General features: G+C 37.8%; 12 protein-coding genes. All 12 read right to left on the bottom strand.

All coding sequences use genetic code 11. The annotated features are described in order from the left end of the window. Positions 1-83 precede the first annotated feature (83 nt). Positions 84-2,201, bottom strand: a complete 2,118-nt coding sequence (locus ZPR_RS02850; RefSeq protein WP_013070104.1) for a hypothetical protein — start codon at positions 2,199-2,201, stop codon at positions 84-86. 112 nt (positions 2,202-2,313) lie between these two features. Continuing rightward, positions 2,314-3,036, bottom strand: a complete 723-nt coding sequence (locus ZPR_RS02845; RefSeq protein ID WP_013070103.1) for an energy transducer TonB — start codon at positions 3,034-3,036, stop codon at positions 2,314-2,316. Positions 3,037-3,098: 62 nt separating this feature from the next. After that, on the bottom strand, positions 3,099-3,398 hold the full coding sequence (locus ZPR_RS02840) for a VanZ family protein (protein WP_013070102.1): 300 nt from the start codon (positions 3,396-3,398) through the stop codon (positions 3,099-3,101). A gap of 79 nt (positions 3,399-3,477) precedes the next feature. Continuing rightward, positions 3,478-3,858: a glycine cleavage system protein GcvH gene (gene gcvH, locus ZPR_RS02835; RefSeq protein ID WP_013070101.1), complete on the bottom strand. Its 381-nt coding sequence runs from the start codon at positions 3,856-3,858 to the stop codon at positions 3,478-3,480. Positions 3,859-3,919: 61 nt separating this feature from the next. Continuing rightward, complete coding sequence (gene sov, locus ZPR_RS02830) at positions 3,920-11,077, bottom strand: T9SS outer membrane translocon Sov/SprA (protein ID WP_013070100.1); 7,158 nt, start codon at positions 11,075-11,077, stop codon at positions 3,920-3,922. Between the two features lie 38 nt (positions 11,078-11,115). Further along, entirely contained in the window at positions 11,116-11,697 is a 582-nt protein-coding gene (gene ruvA / locus ZPR_RS02825; protein WP_013070099.1) for a Holliday junction branch migration protein RuvA, read from the bottom strand. Positions 11,698-11,788: 91 nt separating this feature from the next. Continuing rightward, a complete protein-coding gene (locus ZPR_RS02820) occupies positions 11,789-14,080 on the bottom strand; it encodes an NADP-dependent malic enzyme (protein WP_013070098.1) in 2,292 nt (763 codons plus the stop codon). A 151-nt stretch (positions 14,081-14,231) separates the two neighbouring features. Next, positions 14,232-15,161 (bottom strand): tRNA epoxyqueuosine(34) reductase QueG, encoded by a 930-nt coding sequence (queG, locus tag ZPR_RS02815; RefSeq protein ID WP_013070097.1) that lies wholly within the window; start codon positions 15,159-15,161, stop codon positions 14,232-14,234. Next, a complete protein-coding gene (locus tag ZPR_RS02810; RefSeq protein WP_148211645.1) occupies positions 15,161-16,483 on the bottom strand; it encodes a cytochrome P450 in 1,323 nt (440 codons plus the stop codon). Before ZPR_RS02810 ends, queG begins: the two co-directional genes overlap by 1 nt. A 40-nt stretch (positions 16,484-16,523) precedes the next feature. After that, positions 16,524-17,546, bottom strand: coding sequence for a Holliday junction branch migration DNA helicase RuvB (ruvB, locus tag ZPR_RS02805; protein ID WP_013070095.1), 1,023 nt, complete (start codon positions 17,544-17,546; stop codon positions 16,524-16,526). Positions 17,547-17,649: 103 nt separating this feature from the next. Beyond that, positions 17,650-19,470 (bottom strand): cytochrome c oxidase subunit I, encoded by a 1,821-nt coding sequence (locus ZPR_RS02800; RefSeq protein ID WP_013070094.1) that lies wholly within the window; start codon positions 19,468-19,470, stop codon positions 17,650-17,652. Positions 19,471-19,505: 35 nt separating this feature from the next. Continuing rightward, positions 19,506-20,540: a cytochrome c oxidase subunit II gene (locus ZPR_RS02795; RefSeq protein ID WP_013070093.1), complete on the bottom strand. Its 1,035-nt coding sequence runs from the start codon at positions 20,538-20,540 to the stop codon at positions 19,506-19,508. Between the last annotated feature and the right edge of the window lie 15 nt (positions 20,541-20,555).

Below are 20,555 nucleotides of genomic sequence, written 5' to 3'. Positions count from 1 at the left end.
TTTTTTATAATTGGCGCAAAGATACTCCTTAATTAGGTTTTGGCAAGGCCGCACAATTGTTAATTTTAAATCTATGTATATGCTTAGTAATCGTAGTACCAATTAAAAATATCTGTACGAATACCAAAGTTTAACCAGGAGGTGGAAATATCAAAATTATTCCTAGTATTTATATCGGTATTCATGTTACGATAAATAAAACTACCATAGAGCTTAAGATTAGTTTCCGGATTTATAATATAACCTGTTTCTAACTGCCCAAAGAAAGAGATTCCAGTATTGCCCTGCCCTATTTTCACGCCGTTATCAAACGGTCGGTCTTCATAATTACGATAAATATCTCCTCCATAAGAATAGAAGTCATTGTCATAATCAAAACCTCGTTTTCCGTAAATAACTTTAGCCATCCCATACCAGCGATCTTTTTTATATCTGGCAATAGCAATTAGTTCTCTAAAATTTGCTCCCCATAAATGTGCCAGGGACTGGTTATTATGCCCATAATTCAACACTTCTGTATTATGAGAATAGGTATAGGGACGCACCTGATTATATTCTAACTGAAGGAAAAGATTGGGAACTTTAAAAGCATCAAAATATTTTAAACCTAATTGATAACCTAATTTGTTTTTCCAACTTTTTTCACCCCCAAAAATATCGCTCGATGAAAACTCATCAATAATAACCTGAGTATAAGCGTTTAAATAATTACTCAACTTATACTTACCACTTAGTCCAATTAGAGCATTTCCCCCACGTGCACCCGTTGAAAATTCGATGGCCCGGTAAAAAATTACCGGATTTAAATAATTAATATCAAAACCTCTGTTATTATCATTCTCCCAGATTACAGATTCAAAAAGACCTATATTAAGTCGTTTAGTCACATTTAAACTTAAATAATGATTTGCCATATACTTTGTACGATAACTACCATCTTGTGTAACGGCAGGCCTCACATCACGCATAGACATCCAGGTATTGGTATATTTTAATTTCCAAAAGGTAGTATTTAGCTTAAAATAGGGATATGGTGAGGTCACATCACTCACCAATAAGGAACGATAGCCATCCCCTATAAAGTTCTTTCCATGTCCAAACTGAACATTAAAATATTTTGAAGGACTATAAGATAGATATCCCTCGGCCACAGGGTAATCGTAGGCATCGTCTCCAAATGGCTTGGCTATACCTCGTCCTGGAATAATAGCTGGGTCTCCACCATCTGGCCTTATAGATGCTGCCCAATTATTGAAATATCCAGCAAATCTTCCCTGGTTCTCATAGACCACGGTATAAAAATTAAGGTGTTTACCTAATCCGCCCTGAAATATTGCTGCTCTGGTATTATTATAAGTATAATCTGCGGAATTATCATTAAAGTCTTTTCCCAGTTGAAGATCTAAGGCAAAATCGAAAGTAAACCAATAATCTTCATTTTGGAATCTAAACATATGCTCATTCCAGATTTTTCGTCCAACCAGAGTTTTTCGATCCTGATAAAGCTTTTCAGCATCAGATTTTAGGTCGTAATATTTCGAAACATCTTTAAAAAGAAATGGTTTTGAAGCTGTATGGTTATTAGTTCCTATTTGATTTAACGCGGCATCAAACCTGGAATAATATTCATGTGACAAAGGTATATTTATATTGCTTTCATAACGAGGATTGGTAAAAAGATCAGAGCGAACAGCATCATATTCATTATTCGCCCTAACCAACTCGTTAGTCTGAAAATTATCAGATTTCTTTTCCTTAGGAGCTTCGTCTATATCCTCAGGTAAAGACTCCAACTCCTGAATGTCGTTTCTTTTTAAAGGAATTTTTATAGGTAACCTAAATTGCATAGAAGTAGGCTGCGCATTATATTTTGCTGGTTCTATTACGGGAAGCAAACTGAATATTCTGGAAATTTCCCCCTTTAACTCATCATAAGCCGCATTAATATACATCAGTCTAAAAACACCTTCTTTACTCACTTCAAAAACAACGGTGATTTCTCCCGTATAATTATTACTAATTACCTTTGGAGGGGTTTCAAAATGATCTGTGATAAACGTAACCAGGGCATTCTTAAAACAATCTTCTAAAGAATTGTATTTTACAGATTCACAATCAGGAAAAACAGGATAAACCTCTGCATTTTGTGCCTGTACTAGAAAAGAAGCTAATAAAATAACGGGAAGTAAAAAAAACTTCATATTAGAATTATAGATATTCGGCTAAAAAGATACACTTTTAAAATATATCCTAAAATAAAGAAATCCCGGTAAAAACCGGGATTTCCATAAATAATATAAGTAATATTTTTCCTTAATCTTGAATTTGGAAAGTAATCGGTAACGAATAAACAACACCTACCGGCTTACCTCTTTGCTTACCTGGTTGCATTTTAGGTAATTTATTTACTACTCTGGCAGCTTCCTGCTCTAACCTTGGGTGTGGAGCACGAGCTCTAACATCTGTAATCTTTCCTTGTTTATCGATCTTAAACTGTACAATTACACGAGTAATACCTGATAATCCAAGTTCAGATCCTAAATCTGTATCAAATTCTTTTTGTACAAATTTCATCACTTTTTCACTCATACAAGCTTTACGCTCTTCATTGTCTTTAAGATTTTCACATCCTGGGAAAATTGGCACGTCCTCGATAACTGCAAAAGGAACATCAGCTACCTCTTCTTCTACTGGTGCTTCTACCACTTCTTCCACTTCAACGATGTCTTCAAGACTGGTTTCAGTAGATTCGATTTCATCTTCTTCTACTTCTTCCTCATCCTCCACAACTTCGATAACCTCTGGTGCCGGTGGTGGTGGTGGAGGTGGTGGTGGCGTGTTTTGCATTTCTGTAATTGGAATTTCTTCGTCTTCTAATTGATCCATCTGCACCATTCCAGTATCAATATCAGACTTCTCATAAGTCTTCCATTCAATAGCCTGCCAGGTAACAAAAAGAACCAATATAAGACCTAATTGAAGAAACAATACGCTTCTTTTCGATAAATCAGCTTTAGGATTTTTCTTAGGTTCCATAATGGTTAATGATTAATAAGGTTTGCTAAAATAAATATTTTTTCCAAAAAATTAAATAAATATCAGTTTTTAACCTTTTTAAGTGGCCTCTCCAAAGTTAAAAAAAGAATTGATGCTATTAAAACACCTGTTGAATTCGCAATCACATCTAACCAATCGGGCTGTCTGTAACTGGTAAGTGTACCCTGTAAAACCTCAATTAACATACCAAAAGCAATACATAAAACACTTATTTTTAAAATTGTAGCTTTATATGTATAGTTATTCTTAGCCTTAAGAAAAAAAGAAAATTTCCAAACTAAAAATAAAACAAAATAAGCTGAAGCATGCAAAAGTTTATCTCCTACACTCAAATCGCCCATTGTAATTTCAGGGGTTATTTTATATAGGGAGAAAAAAATGAGCGTAGCCGTATATAGACCTGCCAGAGAGAAGGCAAGTTTAACCACCGATGATTTCTTTATATTCTTGCGCGGTAAGCAGATCCTCTAACTCGGCAATTTCAGCATATTTAATCTTAATCATCCACCCATCAGTATAAGGTGCATTATTTACTTTTTCCGGCTCATCCTCTAGACTATCGTTAAACTCAACAATCTCGCCAGTTAATGGCAAATAAAGGTCTGAAACTGTTTTAACGGCTTCTACCGTACCAAAAACATCTTCTCGGTTTAGGGACTCATCTACAGACTCTACCTCTACGTAAACAATATCTCCTAATTCACCCTGTGCAAAATCTGTAATCCCTACAGTTGCAATGTCGCCATCGATTTTAACCCATTCGTGGTCTCTGGTGTACTTTAAATCCTCTGGAATATTCATAGTTATGTTTTATATAGCAACAAAGTTAATTTTTTCGGTTAATTGTTCAAATAGGGCGGCATTAATTTCCAAAATTATATCTCAAAGTAATTCCCGACCTTATTGTGGTTTGCGGAAACGCTGTGGAAACCGCATATTCAGAGAAGGTATGCTCATAATAGAACAATGCAGTTAGGTTCTTAGTAATGGCATAATCGGTCACAAAATTAATCGACCAGATATCCTGACCGGCAATAACCTGATTATTTGATAAATCCAGATACCTTACGATGGTTTTATTTTTACGGTAAGAAACATCAGCTTTAAAGTTAAGATCACTACTTAATACCCTGCGACGCCCACCTAAAGCGGTAATAATCTTCATATCTTTTAAACGATAGCCCATCCCTAAGGTGTACTGATTTCCACTAATTTCAGTAAGGATATTATTATCGAAACTAAGGGAAAGCTGCCTGTCTTTCTCCAATCTTCCTAAAAACTGAATATTATTTGTGGTCTCTAAATCTACCTGCAGCAAAGGTGTAAACAATTCAGACAACACGATATTCGAGAATAATGTTGGATTTTTGTAATCTCCAGCCTGGTTGGTTTCAAAAGGTTTTTCTGCATCATAATCCAAATTGGTTTGAAATTGGTTAATCGTGTAATTAGACTGATAACCATGAGACAGTGAAACCCTCCTAAAATTACGTTTAAAAAACGCCAATCTCATCAATCCGGTATATTTTATATTCCAGTTTGGCAAAGGAATACTTCTAAATGCTCCTAACTTAACATTATCTACAGAAGTTCCCGTGTATGCAGCAAGGAAAGCCGGCAATAATACTGCCTGATTGGTTCTGCCCAATCCTACAGGATATCCGCTTTCATCTACATTATCCGGATCTAAACCACGTTCTACTGCTAACCTTCTCGCTATTTCTATTCGATTTGCCCGAAACTGTTCAAAGGTTGCCGAAGACTGCTCGTTACTTTGACTAAAAGCGGTTTTAATCAGAACCGTAGAAATATTATAATTCCCAAAAGTGTAAGGTGTTAAAGCTTGATATTGCAGGTTTTGAGGATCTACCTTAAAGTTTTCAGAATAAGTTTCAGAATATAATTTCCTTCCAATAATATCAATCGTCAGATCAGGAAGCAAATCTACAGAAGCCTGAGCATTTAATTCTTCATTTTTATTGGTGGTAAATTGCTGATTAAAATTTTGATATAAAGTTAACCATCCTCTCCTTGCAGCCTCATATCTAATTTCATCCTGCATTCCAAAAGTAAATCCTGCAGAAGGTTTTAAGGTTCCCATAAAGCCTATACTACGAGTATAACCTGGTAAAAAGGTTCCCTGGGTATTTCTATAGTTTACCTGAAGCCTTTTTACAGCGGTCACCACATCAATAAGTGTATTTACCGCTTTATTGCCGGAAGCGGTATTTCTATTACGTACTGGCTTAGCCTGTGTTTCTTCTCCTGAGGGCTGTAGTGTTGGCACTCCCATACTACGCTCTGCTATCGAAGTTGCTCTCTGATTATCTTTTTTTCTAATTCCTACATAAGTATACAGCTTTTGCAAATCCATATTGGCTGTAATTTGATGGGTATTCGAATTCTGAACAGAATTTCCAATATTTGGGATACCTTCAAGATTTTGATAAATTCTTGAACCTCGTTGCCACTGGAAATCCCCGGTATATGAATAAGAAGCTTTTAAAAATTCAAAAACCGGCAACTTATTTAATGGTAATTCATAATTTACCTGGATACTTTGATAATGATTATTGGGCTCGCCTACATTAAAATAGTCATCAAAAACGCCAATAGCATTATTCGCGTTTCCATCTTCATCGATATAATTTCTTACAATTCGATTATTTGAAGCATTAAAACTAAAATTCAAAGCACTGGTAAGATTATAGTTTATTCCATACTCCCAATCAAAAAGGAAATTTCTTTGATACAAAGTAGGAATTCCTATATCATTATCGCTCAATTCTAAGGACCTGAATTGTTGCTGAGTAAACTGCCTGAAATAATTTGCACTGGCATTGATATTGGAAGGCAATAAATTAAGGTTGAAATCTTTAATAATTGAGAAATACTGACTACTATCCAGAGCAGCTGTATTTTTAAACGGCTCTAATTTTTTAGGCGCGAAATTAAATTCATACGTTGCCCCTGTTCTTACATTTTGATCTAAGGATTCCTCGATTTCAAAATCACGATAATCCACCTGATTATAAGAACCTGAAAAAGCAAAGTTTTCAATATCATAAGGCTGTGGTTTTGCTTCGCCAGTTCTTTCTTTCCTTAACCCTATAAGATTTATACTTTCTCGTTTCGTATAGGTTTGTGATTGCTTTTTAACCCGGTCTCTCTCTTGTGGATCGGTAATACCGGCTAAACGCGTATCTAATTCGATATCTAAAAATTCCTGATCGTATTTTGGGGTAATTACTTCTTCGCCACGACTATAATTCACAGGAATTTTAAGCCCCCATTTTTGTGGAAGCAATTGCCCCATATTAATATTGGTTACAAAATCATACTGTTCTGCATCTTCCCTGCTACGCTGATTTGGTCCCTGATCCAAAGTACCGAATCCTACAGTACTTTTTCTCCCTGTTGCAGAAAAAGTTGCAAAATCGGCTAAATTGGTATCTATGTTTAGGACGCCTGCCCATCCTCCCTCGTTATCAAGATCTGAAAGTCGAAGCTCATTAAACCAAACTTCCCCACAAACTTCCTGCAAACCAGCTCTGGGCGTTCCGTTTTTAACCCCTAGCATAATCAGTCTAACATTTCCAAAACTTGGATTCCCCTTTACACCAATCCTTAATCTTCCAGGCTCATAGGCATCTTGAGGGTTACGCGGCTCCAAATTTTCGTCAAAGAAATTTAAACGAGTTGTATTATAGGACGGATCTCCTAAAACCGTTGTTTTCACCCGCTGAAGCAACTCTAGTGGCAAATTTAAACGGTTAAGCTCTGGCCAGATATCCGAGGGATTCACACTACCGGCAGCGGTGATAGAAAGCGGAATTTCAATCTGATAAAAGTTATCAGTGAAATCGGTCCCTATTCTTATAAAAGCAACCATATCGCCATCATCAGGATCGGCCTGTCCCTGAAACCCTTCAGCATGCAGAAACATTTCTAGATTTTTATACTGCCGCATATCTACCTGAAAATTTTTATACACTGCTCGCGCATCCTGCGGCTCCAAACCGCAAACACGCATCGCCAGAGATTGCTCGTTTTGCCTGATATTGGTGTTGTTTTGATATAATTCTTCCCTAATCACTCCCGGTGGAAGTACGTAAGGAATAGGCTCCCTGTTTTCGTTTTCTTCGATATTTACCGCAGTAACTTCAAAGAGTACATCAGAGCTTTCCGGCAAATTACTTTCTTCATCCAAATTACCATTATAGCGACGATAATCTCCCCTAACCAATTCCATCGTTCCAAACCTCAACAAGGTAGGATTCTGGAAGTCGGTTAAAAACATCCTCATAAAACGAATCGAACGATAATCCGCAATTCCACCAATAGCATCAGTAGGTTCAAAAATAGGTACTTTAAACTGCACCCAACGTACCCGCTGTGTTTGCCCATTTTTAAGGGTTACATTTAACTCTTTTGTATCTGAAACGTACTCGTTATTTTCGCTATTCATCCCTTCAAAAAACGGAACTTCATACTGAAAATAGCTATTAATCGTATTCATGGTATTATCCCGGTTCACATCCTCTGTGGTAGGCAGCGTTGTGTTTCCACGGTTATTGTTTCCCGAATTATCCGGGGAGTTCCCCTCTACTCCGTTATAATTTCTATAACGCTCTTTAATCCCTCCCTCGGCATTTAGAAAATACTCATAATTATCTGCAGAAGGATCAGGTAAATTCCCAAATTGCGGAAATTTCTGCGCCTCCTCAGCATCGTTTAGCCCATCGTAACCCACATCTTGATTAAGCCTGGCCTGGCCTTCTGAACTAAAAGCATATACCAATGATTGGTCTGTGGGTACTTTACCAAAAGCAGTCTCGGTAGTATTAAGATCAGATCCATCCTCCGGGAGTCCGTTTTCATATTGCTTTCTACCATCTTTGAGTACATCTTCGCTAATATTCCCTAAGTTAAAAACAATCTTTCCATCATTATTCACATTATTAGGATCATCCTGATAAATAAACGGATCCATCACCCAAAACTGAATATACTCTACGTTAGACTGTTCAAAATTTGTAGTATTTATTCCACGCATCATCCCTCCAAAATTACCGGCAGGATTAGGTAAAGTATTACCGCCCGCTGCGGCAGAATTGTAATTATAAGGCCCTCGCTCCCCAGGGTAATAAGCTACATCCATGGTGTAAATTACCTGCGCCTGCCCCTGGATCACATCTACATTTGGAAAAATTTCGTCTACAGTCACTCTTCTTGCGGCATAACTGCTAAGATCTGAATCTGTTATCCCATCGGGACGGCTATTACTGTAAAAAACAGGGTCGATAGTATACCAGGCCAGCTTAGCCCTTCTATCCCCAACGCTTAAATCGCCGTTTGCCAGTTCTCCTCCAAAGCCAATAGGCACACTGGAAAGCTCCCAACTAAGCGGAGTACTAATATCTATCGAAGTTTGCGCAGATTCAAAATCATCGATATAAGAAGTTGCCTTTCCATCAAAATCATTTACTGCGGGTGCCCCGGGAATCAAATACGCAAATTCCCCCCTTACCGAAACATTTGATTTTACATCGGTATCCACATTAGGCAATTTATTAACCAGTCTGGTTAAAAAAGGCACCTCTTTTGTATAATTAAAATTAAAACCTAAAATGGTATTATTTATAGGTTCATAACTATAATTTGCTTTTTGGGTAAGAGGGCGCTCTCTTAGATTTAGAAAAGTACCGGCTACAATTAGATCTTCATTAAACTGATGCTCTACATTAATCCCTGTAAAACGTTTAGATTGCTGCCCAAATAATGCATTGCTTTCCGTATTTACCTGAATAGGGGTATCAGAAGCTAAAAGAGCTTCATCCAGGATCTGCACCCTACCTAAATCATAATTCACCACATAATCTACCCCTTCCTGAAGTGTTCTTCCTCCGGCCGTTACTGTAACCGATCCCTGCGGAACATTAAAACCGATAGGAATCCCTTCAAAATTGGATGATTTGTAGCGTCCTTTTAGTTGAAACTTATTTTTATCAGCATCTTCTTGCTCTGCCTGAGTTTTAGTGGTTCGATATAAGGATCGAAACACATATTTCTCCTGGTTGTCGTTCCAGGTTGAAGGTTCAGAATAAATCTCCTGATTGTTATTAGGTGTATTATCTAATTTTTCAAACAAATATTCTCCAAAAGGCTCAACTGAAGTAAAGATAACCAGTCCGTTTTGTACATCGATTGTAAAACCAGGTACAAAATCGAAGAATCCGTCGCCTCCATTAATAGGATCATTATTATTATTCAGGTTATCCAGGTTAAAAACACGCAAAAGCGGAGTTTCCGCAACATCTGCGGGTAGGGGCAAGGAAGAATTTTCAGCGGGACGAATATAATTAAGCGGTTGGGGATCTGTATAAAGAATGTTCAATCTAAAATCATTAGGGTCTAAATCGTAAGCTCCTAAACTATAGATATTTTTCATCATTAAATCCCACACCGGCTCATTTACATTAGTAACAGTACTTTTAAGCATTTTAACCACCAGATTCTGACTTACCCTTGCATCAGTCTGTCCCTGTTGCTGCTGAAATTCATCTCCGGTAGCATTAACACCATCGTTTGCAAATTCACCAACCTGATACACCTGCCCATTTACCGTGTACTGAAATGCTACAGCCAGTACCTCATCATTGCTCAACCGTTGGTTAAGAGTAATATATCCCAGATCCTGGTTGAGTCTGTACTCATTTGGACTAAGCTGGCGTGCATTTTCCAGCTTTACATAATCAATACCCTCTGAAACGCGCACATTCCCAAATCCACTTTCTACAGTTGAGATATCTCGAATAGCGGGAGTTAAAATAGATTGTTCATTTCCTGTTATCCCTACCGGGTTAAAATCATTATTTTCGTTATCTGGGTAGGCTCCTGCAGGCTGATTAAAAAATCCAGGTGGCACATTATCCAACCCAATATTTCCTTCTACCGGACTTTCCCCAATATCCTGAATCGCGACAATATTTCTGGTATCGGTTAGATTTTGAACATTATTGGTCCTGTTAGTAATCCAAACCTGTATACGTTTAATCTGTATACCGCTTCTTACAAAAGGGTAATCGGCTATAAATTCGTTATAATTATCCCTAAAATAATGAGCTAAGAAAAAGTGACGATCCTGATCATAATCCAGTGCAAATTTTTCATAATCTTCTACCGCAGCACCTCCTTCTACATTTACCGTTCTACGCTCTGAATTTTGTTCTGAGAAAACTCCTGTAATTCTTGTTTTACCAAACTGAAGCTGTGTTTTAAATCCAAATAGGCTTTGTGCACCCTGAATTAAAGTATTATTCAGCGGCATATTTACATTACCCACTTCTATTTTCTGAATAATGTCGTCTTCGCTGGGGGTATATTCTAATTTTAACTGATTTTGAAAATCAAAAGTAGATTCGGTATCATAATTGGCGGTAATTCCCAGGCGTGTTCCTACCTGCCCCAATAAAGACAACTGAATTCTCTGATCAAAATCAAAAGTGAAATTAGAACGGTTTCTTGGGGAATAAGCCGGGTTATCCTGCTTGGTATATAAAATACCAAGATCCATAGCTACTGAACCTTGCGGAGCAATATCGATATTGGTTCCGCCAAAAATACTTTGAAAGAAATCTGAATTCACATAAAAATCCGGGAGTAAATCCTGTTGCAAAGCATCTGCATCATCGGATCTACCGGTAAGCGCCTGATTTTTTAATAAGAAATAGCGTTGCATTTCTTCTTTAACAACCAGCTCTTCATACTCTTTTGGAGAAAGAACTAAAGGAAGACCAATATTGGTCTCACCCAGACTCTTTTTATAGAAATATAAATCTAAGACAGGATCATATTCATATTTAGACTGTATGGAACCAGGATCGGGCATAGAAATCCTACCAAACGAAAAGGTTTGGGTCGTATCCTGCTCCTGCTGCGTTTCTTCTTCCTCTTCCTCCTGTGCAGATAAATTAAAAGAAATTAACAGCAACAGCACTAATGATGAAGGAAAACGCATCGATGTTAACAACCTCAGGTAATTGTTTCTCAATGTAACTACAAATTTTTTAGCGCCAATTTAATGAGAGTCTCTACAGTAGGATCTTCTATCTCTTTTATTAGCTTATTTAGAACTTTATCTGCCTGTTTACGGGCGTAGCCCAACGTCTCTAATGCAGATAACGCTTCTTCTTTAATTGTATTGCTCTGTTCTACAAAAACCTCGTCTATACCAAAGATTTTAACAATCTTATCTTTTAAGTCTAAAATAACGCGCTGTGCCGTTTTTGCTCCTATCCCTTTTATGCTTTGTATGGTTGCCACGTCTCCAGATGCAATAGCGTCCCTAATTTGAGTAGGATCTAAAGATGAAAGCATTGTTCTGGCGGTACTGGCCCCTATACCACTTACGGAAATAAGAAGCCTAAAGATTTCCCTTTCAGATTTTTCCTGAAATCCAAAAAGGGTATGAGAATCTTCCTTCACCTGCAAATGGGTGAATATAGCAATCTGCTCTTCGTCCTTTATCTTTGAAAAAGTATTAAGCGAAATATGGACAAAATAACCCACGCCATTACAATCTACAACAACATAGGTAGGATTCTTCTCTACCAGTTTGCCCTTTAAGTGATGAATCATACGTTAACCAAAAGTTAAGGCTCAAATGTACTAAAATAAAATAAGGGGGAAAACACTAGTTCTCCCCCTTAAAATCAAGTAAGCGTTAAATTTATTTTTTAGCCTTTTTAGCTTTTTCCTTTTCTTGCGCATCTACAACTGCTACGGCTGCCATATTTACCATTTCTTCAACACTTGCTCCTAACTGAAGAATATGAACAGGCTTGTTCATCCCCATCATAATTGGGCCAATAGAATCGGTATCATTAAGCTCTTTTATAAGTTTATACGCACTGTTTGCTGAATCCAGATTTGGATAAATTAAAGTATTTACTTTTTTTCCTGCTAATTTTGAAAAAGGGAACTTCTTCTGAAGCATTTCTTTATTTAAAGCAAAATCAGACTGAAGTTCTCCATCCACTAATAAATTGGGATGGTAACGATGTAAATAAGAAACGGCATCTTTAACTTTTCTAGCCTGCGGATGATCAGAAGATCCAAAATTGGCGTACGACAACATAGCCATTACCGGTTCTAAACCAAAAAGCCTCACCACACCAGCAGTTAACTGCGCTATTTTTGCCAAATCTTTTGCAGAAGGATCTATATTTATAGAGGTATCACTAATAAAAATTGGCCCCCGACTGGTATTCATAACATTAGTTGCCGCCACTCTCGAAATCCCTTTTGCCATACCTATAAGCTGTAGCATTGGTTTAACAACAGTAGGATAGGCACGGGAATAACCTGAAAGTAAAGCATCGGCGTCCCCTTCATTTACCATCATGGCTGCAAAATAATTACGCTCACGCATTAAACGTTCTGCATCGTACAGGGTTACCCCTTTTCTATTACGAGAATCAAAGTAAGCTTCAGCGTATTTTTGAAGTTTACCCCGCTCTTCATCAGATTTCGGATCGATAATTTCTACATCGGCATCAAAATCGATTTCCCCCATCAGTTCTTTAATCACTTCTCTGCGTCCCAAAAGAATAGGAGTACCAATACCTTCATCGTAAACAATCTGTGCTGCTTTTAATACATCCAGATGATCTGCTTCAGCAAAGATCACACGCTTTGGATTGTTTTTAGCGCGTTGCATTAGCAAACGGGTAATTTTATTGTCACTGCCCATTCGTTCTAAAAGCTCATCTTCATACTTCTGCCAGTCGGTAATTTCGGTTCTGGCCACACCACTTTCCATTGCCGCTTTGGCAACCGCAGGTGGAACTTTAGCAATAAGTCTTGGATCGAATGGCTTAGGGATGATATAATCTGAGCCAAAATTAAGTCTGGTTTCTCCGTAAGCAATATTCACTTGTTCTGGCACAGGTTCTTTAGCCAGTTCGGCCAGCGCCTTTACAGCGGCCATTTTCATATCCTCATTAATCTTGGTTGCCCTAACGTCTAAGGCCCCACGAAAGATAAAAGGAAATCCAAGTACATTATTTACCTGATTAGGATGATCGCTACGCCCTGTAGCCATAATAACATCTTTACGGGTATCCATCGCCAATTGATAATCGATCTCTGGATTAGGATTGGCCATAGCAAAAACAATAGGTCGCTTTGCCATACTCTTAAGCATCGCTGGAGAAACGATATCTGCTATGGAAAGACCGATAAAAACATCAGCATCTTTCATAGCATCATCCAGGGTATTTAAATCCCTATCGGTTGCAAATTCCAGTTTTTCCTCTGAAAGATTAGGACGATCTTTTCGTATCACCCCTTTACTATCCAGCATCACAATATTTTCAGCCTTTGCGCCAAAAGCTTTGTAAAGTTTAGTACAGGAAACAGCTGCCGCACCGGCACCACTCACTACAATCTTAACCTTACTCATTTTCTTTTTTGCCAGCTCCACAGCGTTTAAAAGTGCTGCAGCAGAAATAATAGCAGTCCCGTGCTGATCATCGTGCATTACCGGGATATCCAATTCTTCTTTTAACCTTCGTTCAATTTCAAAAGCTTCCGGAGCTTTGATATCTTCCAGATTAATCCCACCAAAAGTAGGAGCGATATTTTTTACAGTTTCCACAAATGCATCTACATTTTTGGTATCTACTTCGATATCAAAAACATCTATATCTGCAAAAATTTTAAAAAGAAGACCTTTACCTTCCATTACCGGTTTAGAAGCTTCAGGACCTATATCACCAAGTCCCAGAACAGCCGTACCATTACTAATTACGGCCACTAAATTTCCTTTCGTTGTATATTTATAAGCGTTTTCTTTATCTTTTTCGATTTCTAAACAAGGTTCTGCTACACCAGGAGAGTACGCTAAAGAAAGATCTCGTTGTGAAGCATATTTTTTTGTTGGAACGATCTGGATTTTACCGGGCTTCGGCTTCGCATGGTACACCAAGGCTTCCCGTCTTTTTCTTGAGTTGTTGCTCATAACTTTTGGTTTTAGCTATTACAAAGTTAGCAAGGTAGATGACATTAACTACTTAAAAATTTTAAAATAATGGTAAGATTTTAACCTGTTTTAGTCAAATATGACGTTTAAGGTTACGATTTTTTAGAGCATAAATTAAAAATCGAATCACTTAGGAATCCAAAAACTTAATATTACGCTTTAAACCCTCGAATTTAGTTCTTTTAACTGCAGATTTTCGAAAGATTTCATTAAAAGTTTCCCTGGTAATTTCCTGCCAGTCTTTTTTATCGAATTTCAACAAATCCGGATGAGGATCAAAAAGTGGCTCATTATGCGGTTTTGAAAATCGATTCCAGGGGCACACATCCTGGCAAATATCGCAACCAAACATCCAGTCTTCGAAAGTGTTTTTAAAACTGTTGGGCAACTCGTCCTTTAACTCTATCGTAAAATAGGAAATGCACTTACTACCATCTACTTTATACGGTTCTACAATCGCATTGGTAGGACAGGCATCTATACACGCAGTACAGGTACCGCAATGATCGGTAACCGGAGTATCCTCCTCTAATTCTAAATCAACAATTAACTCTGCTATAAAGAAAAAGGATCCTGCTTTTTTAGATAATAAATTCGAGTTTTTACCAATCCATCCTAAACCACTTTTTGCCGCCCAGGCTTTATCTAAAACCGGTGCCGAATCTACAAAAGCACGTCCTGCTACTTCCCCTATTTCACTTTGTATAAATTGAAGCAAAGATTTCAGTTTATCTTTAATGACAAAATGATAATCTTTACCATAGGCGTATTTACTGATTTTATAGGATTCGGGATTCTGAACTTTATCTGGATAATAATTCAACAATAAAGAGATGACACTTTTAGAGCCATCTACCAGCTTTGTAGGATCAAGTCGTTTATCAAAATGGTTTTCCATATAGGACATTTTTCCATTTCGATTTTTATTCAGCCACTCTTCAAGTCTTGGCGCTTCTTCTTCTAAAAAACCAGCCTTACTAATTCCACAGGACATAAACCCCAGTCGTATTGCTTCCTTTTTAATAAGATTTGTATATTTTGATTTATTTCCTACGATCATCAAGCTCTTTTCTCAAATTCTACGTAAGCATTTTTGGGTTTCAGGGTGATTAGAGGCAAGATTTCGATATCTTCTTTTACCGATAAAATTTTAAAGTTTAAAATTAATTCTGAAACCGCCAAAATCATCTCGTACATCGCAAAATTGCTACCAATACATTTTCTTGGGCCTGCTCCAAAAGGAAAATAGGCCATTGGGTTCTTTTCTGAAGTAAAACGATCTGGATTAAATTCTAAGGGCTGCTCCCAGTGTTTCTCACTGCGATGAATCTCATAAAATGAAAATAAAAGATCTGAACCTTTATCAAGTTTTATTCCATTAAATTCATCTTCTTCCAAATTCACCCTATCCATAAAATAAGCTGGCGGGTACAAGCGCATACTCTCTAAAATCACATTTTGCGTGTAGGGGCAGCCTTGAACAAACTCCATTAAACTAGTTGTAGCTTCTGAAGCGACCTTTACTTCACTGTAAATTTTATCCTGAATTTGTGGATTTTGAGCCAGAAGTTGTGTGGTAAAACTCAGTGAATTTGAAGTCGTTTCATGCCCTGCTACAAAAAGTATAAGAATTTCGTCGATTAACTGCTCTTCACGCATAGGCTGCCCATCTTCATACCTTGCATCCAGTAGCATATCCAAAAGATCATCATAACGCTTAGGATTTTGCTTTCTTTTATGGACAATATTCCTTAAAATTAGTCTGGATTCCTCACTAAGCTTAAGATGATATTTTAGTTTTCCACTTAAACTAAACCATAGACGTTTATAGGGCTGCCGCAATTCTTTCACCAGCATTTTCTGATTCTCTTCGGTCACATACTGAAGTCGATTGATTTCCTCCTGACTTGCAGCGCTACTAAAGAGGGACTTCACGACAGTTTGAAAAGCCAGATCATTAAAAACTGGAAAGATATCAATTGTTTTCCCCGCCCGAATCTTTACATATTCTACCCGAATAGCCTCTAAAACCGTATCAAGTAAATTTGCAATATGCTTTTTATGAAATGCAGGTTGAATAAGTTTTCGCTGTTTCTGCCAGTGTTCCCCGTTAGAGGTCAAAAGGCCATTCCCAACATATTTTACCAGATCTTTGGTTTGAATTTCAGATTTGATGTAGTTTTTTTGATTTTTCTGGAGCACATATTGCGCAAATTCGGCATCCCTACAAAAAATAACAGATTTTTTAGGGCCGATATTTAACCTGAAAATATCACCATGTTTTTGGAAATTCTCATGATGAAAGGGTAGCGGATTTTTTACAATCCTGGCTGCGTTTTTTAAAAATGTTAATGTGGAAACCTCTGGAATTTCTCTCTTCATAATCAAAATCATCAAAATTAAAACCGCATTTCTTCCTCACTTAAAACAAACCTCCCTGACTAGGACCTCGAGATTTCCCTAAATGTTTATAAGCAGCCTCGGTTACTTCTCTCCCTCTTGGTGTACGATAAATAAAGCCCTGCTGTATTAAAAAAGGCTCATAAACTTCCTCGATAGTCTCTGCACTCTCACTAACCGCCGTAGCCAGCGTAGTGATCCCTACAGGACCACCTTTAAATTTATCGATAATTGTTTCTAAGATCCTATTATCCATTTCGTCCAAACCATGGGCATCCACATTTAACGCCTTAAGACCATATTTGGCAATACCGATATCTATTTTTCCATCACCTTTGATTTGTGCAAAATCGCGCACCCTTCTTAAAAGCGCATTGGCAATACGTGGGGTACCGCGACTACGCCCAGCAATCTCTATGGCTGCTTCCATAGTGATAGGGACTTTTAAAATCTGCGCACTACGCTGTACAATATCAGAAAGCAATTCAGTAGAATAATATTGCAATCGGCTGGAAATACCAAATCGAGCACGCATTGGTGCTGTAAGCAATCCTGACCTGGTGGTAGCGCCTATCAGGGTAAACGGACTCAGATTAAGCTGTACACTACGTGCATTTGGACCAGATTCAATCATAATATCGATACGATAATCTTCCATCGCTGAATACAGGTACTCCTCTACAATCGGACTTAATCTGTGGATCTCATCTATAAAAAGAATGTCGCGTTCATCCAGATTCGTTAACAGCCCTGCTAAATCTCCGGGCTTATCCAAAACGGGACCGGAGGTAATTTTTAACCCCACACCAAGCTCATTAGCTAGAATATGCGCCAGTGTTGTCTTCCCCAGGCCGGGTGGGCCATGCAAAAGGGTGTGATCTAAAGCCTCACTTCTTAAATTCGCCGCCGCCACAAAAACCTTCAGATTATCCAAAACCTGTTCCTGACCGGCAAAATCATCAAAACTAAGGGGTCTTAGCGCTCTTTCTATATCAAATTCTTCCGGAGAAAAATTTTCACCAGTGGCATCCAGGTTTTCATTCATAACAGATCAATTAATTTTCGCCTAAGTATAGGCAAAACAAAGATAAAATAAAAAAGCCTCTTCAATTAAGAAAAGGCTTTGGTGTATTTTAATATTCTTTTTATTAATGATGTAAATCTTCTTCATTTTCCTGCATCGGCACCGTTTGTGGCACGTAATCCTGCCCTTTTATCACGTACTCTCCATCCGCATTCGTCTTACTGTAATCGTAAGCCCAACGATAAACCACAGGAAGTTCTCCTGGCCAGTTACCATGGATATGCTCTACCGGAGTTGTCCATTCCAGTGTATTCGATTTCCAAGGGTTCATTGTAGCTTTCTTACCGTAGAACATGGAACTAAAGAAATTATAAATAAACACTATTTGCACCAGTGCAGTTACGATAGCACATACTGTTACGATCACGTTGATATCTGCAAGATCATCAAAATATGGGAAATAGGTATTTGTATAATAACGTCTTGGAAGACCGGCCATACCAAGGAAATGCATAGGGAAGAAAACTCCGTAAGCTCCTACCGCTGTCACCCAAAAGTGGATATACCCAAGATTTTTATTCATCATACGACCAAACATCTTTGGGAACCAGTGATAAACGCCGGCAAAAAGACCATACAATGCAGATATACCCATTACCAAGTGGAAGTGAGCCACCACAAAGTACGTATCATGAACGTTAATATCTAATGTTGAATCCCCAAGAATAATACCTGTTAAACCACCAGTAATAAATGTTGATACTAATCCTATAGAGAATAGCATACCAGGGTTCATTTGGAGGTTACCCTTCCATAACGTTGTAATATAGTTGAAAGCTTTTACCGCAGAAGGGATGGCAATCAATAATGTAGTAAATGTAAATACCGATCCTAAGAATGGGTTCATACCAGACACGAACATATGGTGCCCCCATACTATGGTTGAAAGGAAACCAATCGCCAATATCGAAGCGATCATTGCACGGTATCCAAAGATTGGTTTACGAGAGTTGGTAGCCACAACCTCTGAAGTAATACCAAGTGCTGGAAGGATTACAATGTATACCTCTGGGTGACCCAGGAACCAGAATAAATGCTCAAAAAGAACTGGTGAACCACCGTGGTGACTAAGCACTTCCCCATCTAAGAAAATATCACTTAAAAAGAACGAAGTACCAAAACTTCTATCCATAATAAGTAATAAGGCCGCAGATAATAATACCGGGAACGAAACCAAACCTAAGATAGCAGTTACAAAGAAGGCCCAAATAGTTAACGGCAGTCTGGTCATAGACATTCCTTTAGTCCTAAGGTTAATAACAGTAACAATATAGTTAATACCACCCAGTAACTGAGAAGCGATAAACAGTGCCATAGAAACTAACCAAAGCGTCATCCCCATTCCAGAACCTCCAATGGCCTGTGGAAGGGCACTTAATGGTGGATAAATAGTCCAACCTGAAGAGGCCGGTCCTGCTTCTACAAATAGTGAACAAAGCATTATCACACAAGCTATGAAAAACAACCAGTAGGATAACATGTTCATAAATCCTGAAGCCATATCGCGCGCACCGATTTGCAGTGGAATAAGGAGGTTACTAAACGTACCACTTAATCCTGCAGTAAGCACAAAGAATACCATGATGGTACCGTGAATAGTTACCAATGCTAGATAAATATTGGGTGTCATCACACCGTCTGGCGCCCATTTACCCAGTAAAGCTTCAAATATAGCGAAAGACTGCTCTGGCCAAGCTAATTGAATTCTAAACAAGATAGACATTCCAATTCCTACAATTCCCATCAATAAACCTGTAATAAGGAACTGCTTAGCAACCATTTTATGATCAAAGCTAAAAATATACTTTGATATAAACGTTTGCTTATGATGATGTCCGTGATCCTCGTGGTGATCGTGAGCTGGTGCGTTTACTACTGCTGACATATCTTTATTATAATACTTTAAATTCTTTAATATTTTTATTCCTCAGACATTGATTCCCCAAAAGTAGATTGTTCGGCTAACCATGCTTCATAATCGGCTTCAGACTCTACTATTACCTTCATCTGCATATTGTAATGCGCCTGTCCACAAATTTTGTTACATAGCAAGAAATAATCAAACTCGTAAGAATCATCTCCGTTATCCTTTCTGATATCATTGATACGTTCTACCTTATCAACCATATCATCACTATTCCTCATTTCTTCTGTAGTTACCGTTGGTGTAAATCCAAACTGAGTAATCATCCCAGGAACAACATTCATTTGCGCTCTAAAATGTGGAAAATACGCGGAGTGTAAAACGTCCTGTGATCTTAATTTAAACAACACTGGTCTATTTACCGGTAAGTGTAACTCTCTCACTATCTTATCGTCCTGCCCATAAGAATCTTCTTTATCCACACCCAAAGCATTTATTCCTTCAATGAATCTAACATTTGCTTTACCCAATGTATTATCCTCTCCGGCATATCTTGCCGTCCAGCTAAACTGCTGTGCATAAAGCTCGATAACCAATGGGTCCTCATCTTCATTAACACTCATTATATCATTCCATGTAAATAAACCATAGATAATTAAACCTGCTAAAACAATTACAGGAATAATGGTCCAGATAAATTCCAACTTATCATTATCTGCATAGAACAATGCTCTTTTACCTTTAGCGCCTCTATACTTATAAGCAAAATAATGCAATAAAGCCTGAGTAACAATCTGAACAAACATGATCAATAACATTGAGATCAACATTAGATTGTCATATTTCCCTCCATGCTCTGAAGCTGCATCCGGAAGAGTTACATTCGTAAAAGTCCAAAAACAGTAAAACATTAAAAGATATAGGAAAACGGCAAACCCCATCATTAATTTACCCTGGTTCTCGTTATCCTTGTTGTTAGCTACCTGAGAGGTATCTGCATCAGGCGATTTTGACAATTCAAATATTTTTGAAATCTGCCATCCCGTTACAGCAAGAAGTGCTAATACTATGATTACTAAAAATACGGTCATTTTATAAAGTCTTCT

Origin of the sequence: Zunongwangia profunda SM-A87, from assembly GCF_000023465.1 — a bacterium.
Lineage (GTDB): Bacteria > Bacteroidota > Bacteroidia > Flavobacteriales > Flavobacteriaceae > Zunongwangia > Zunongwangia profunda.
The sequence above is the reverse complement of the archived record's forward strand: the minus strand, read 5'-3'. Positions and strand labels throughout refer to the sequence as shown.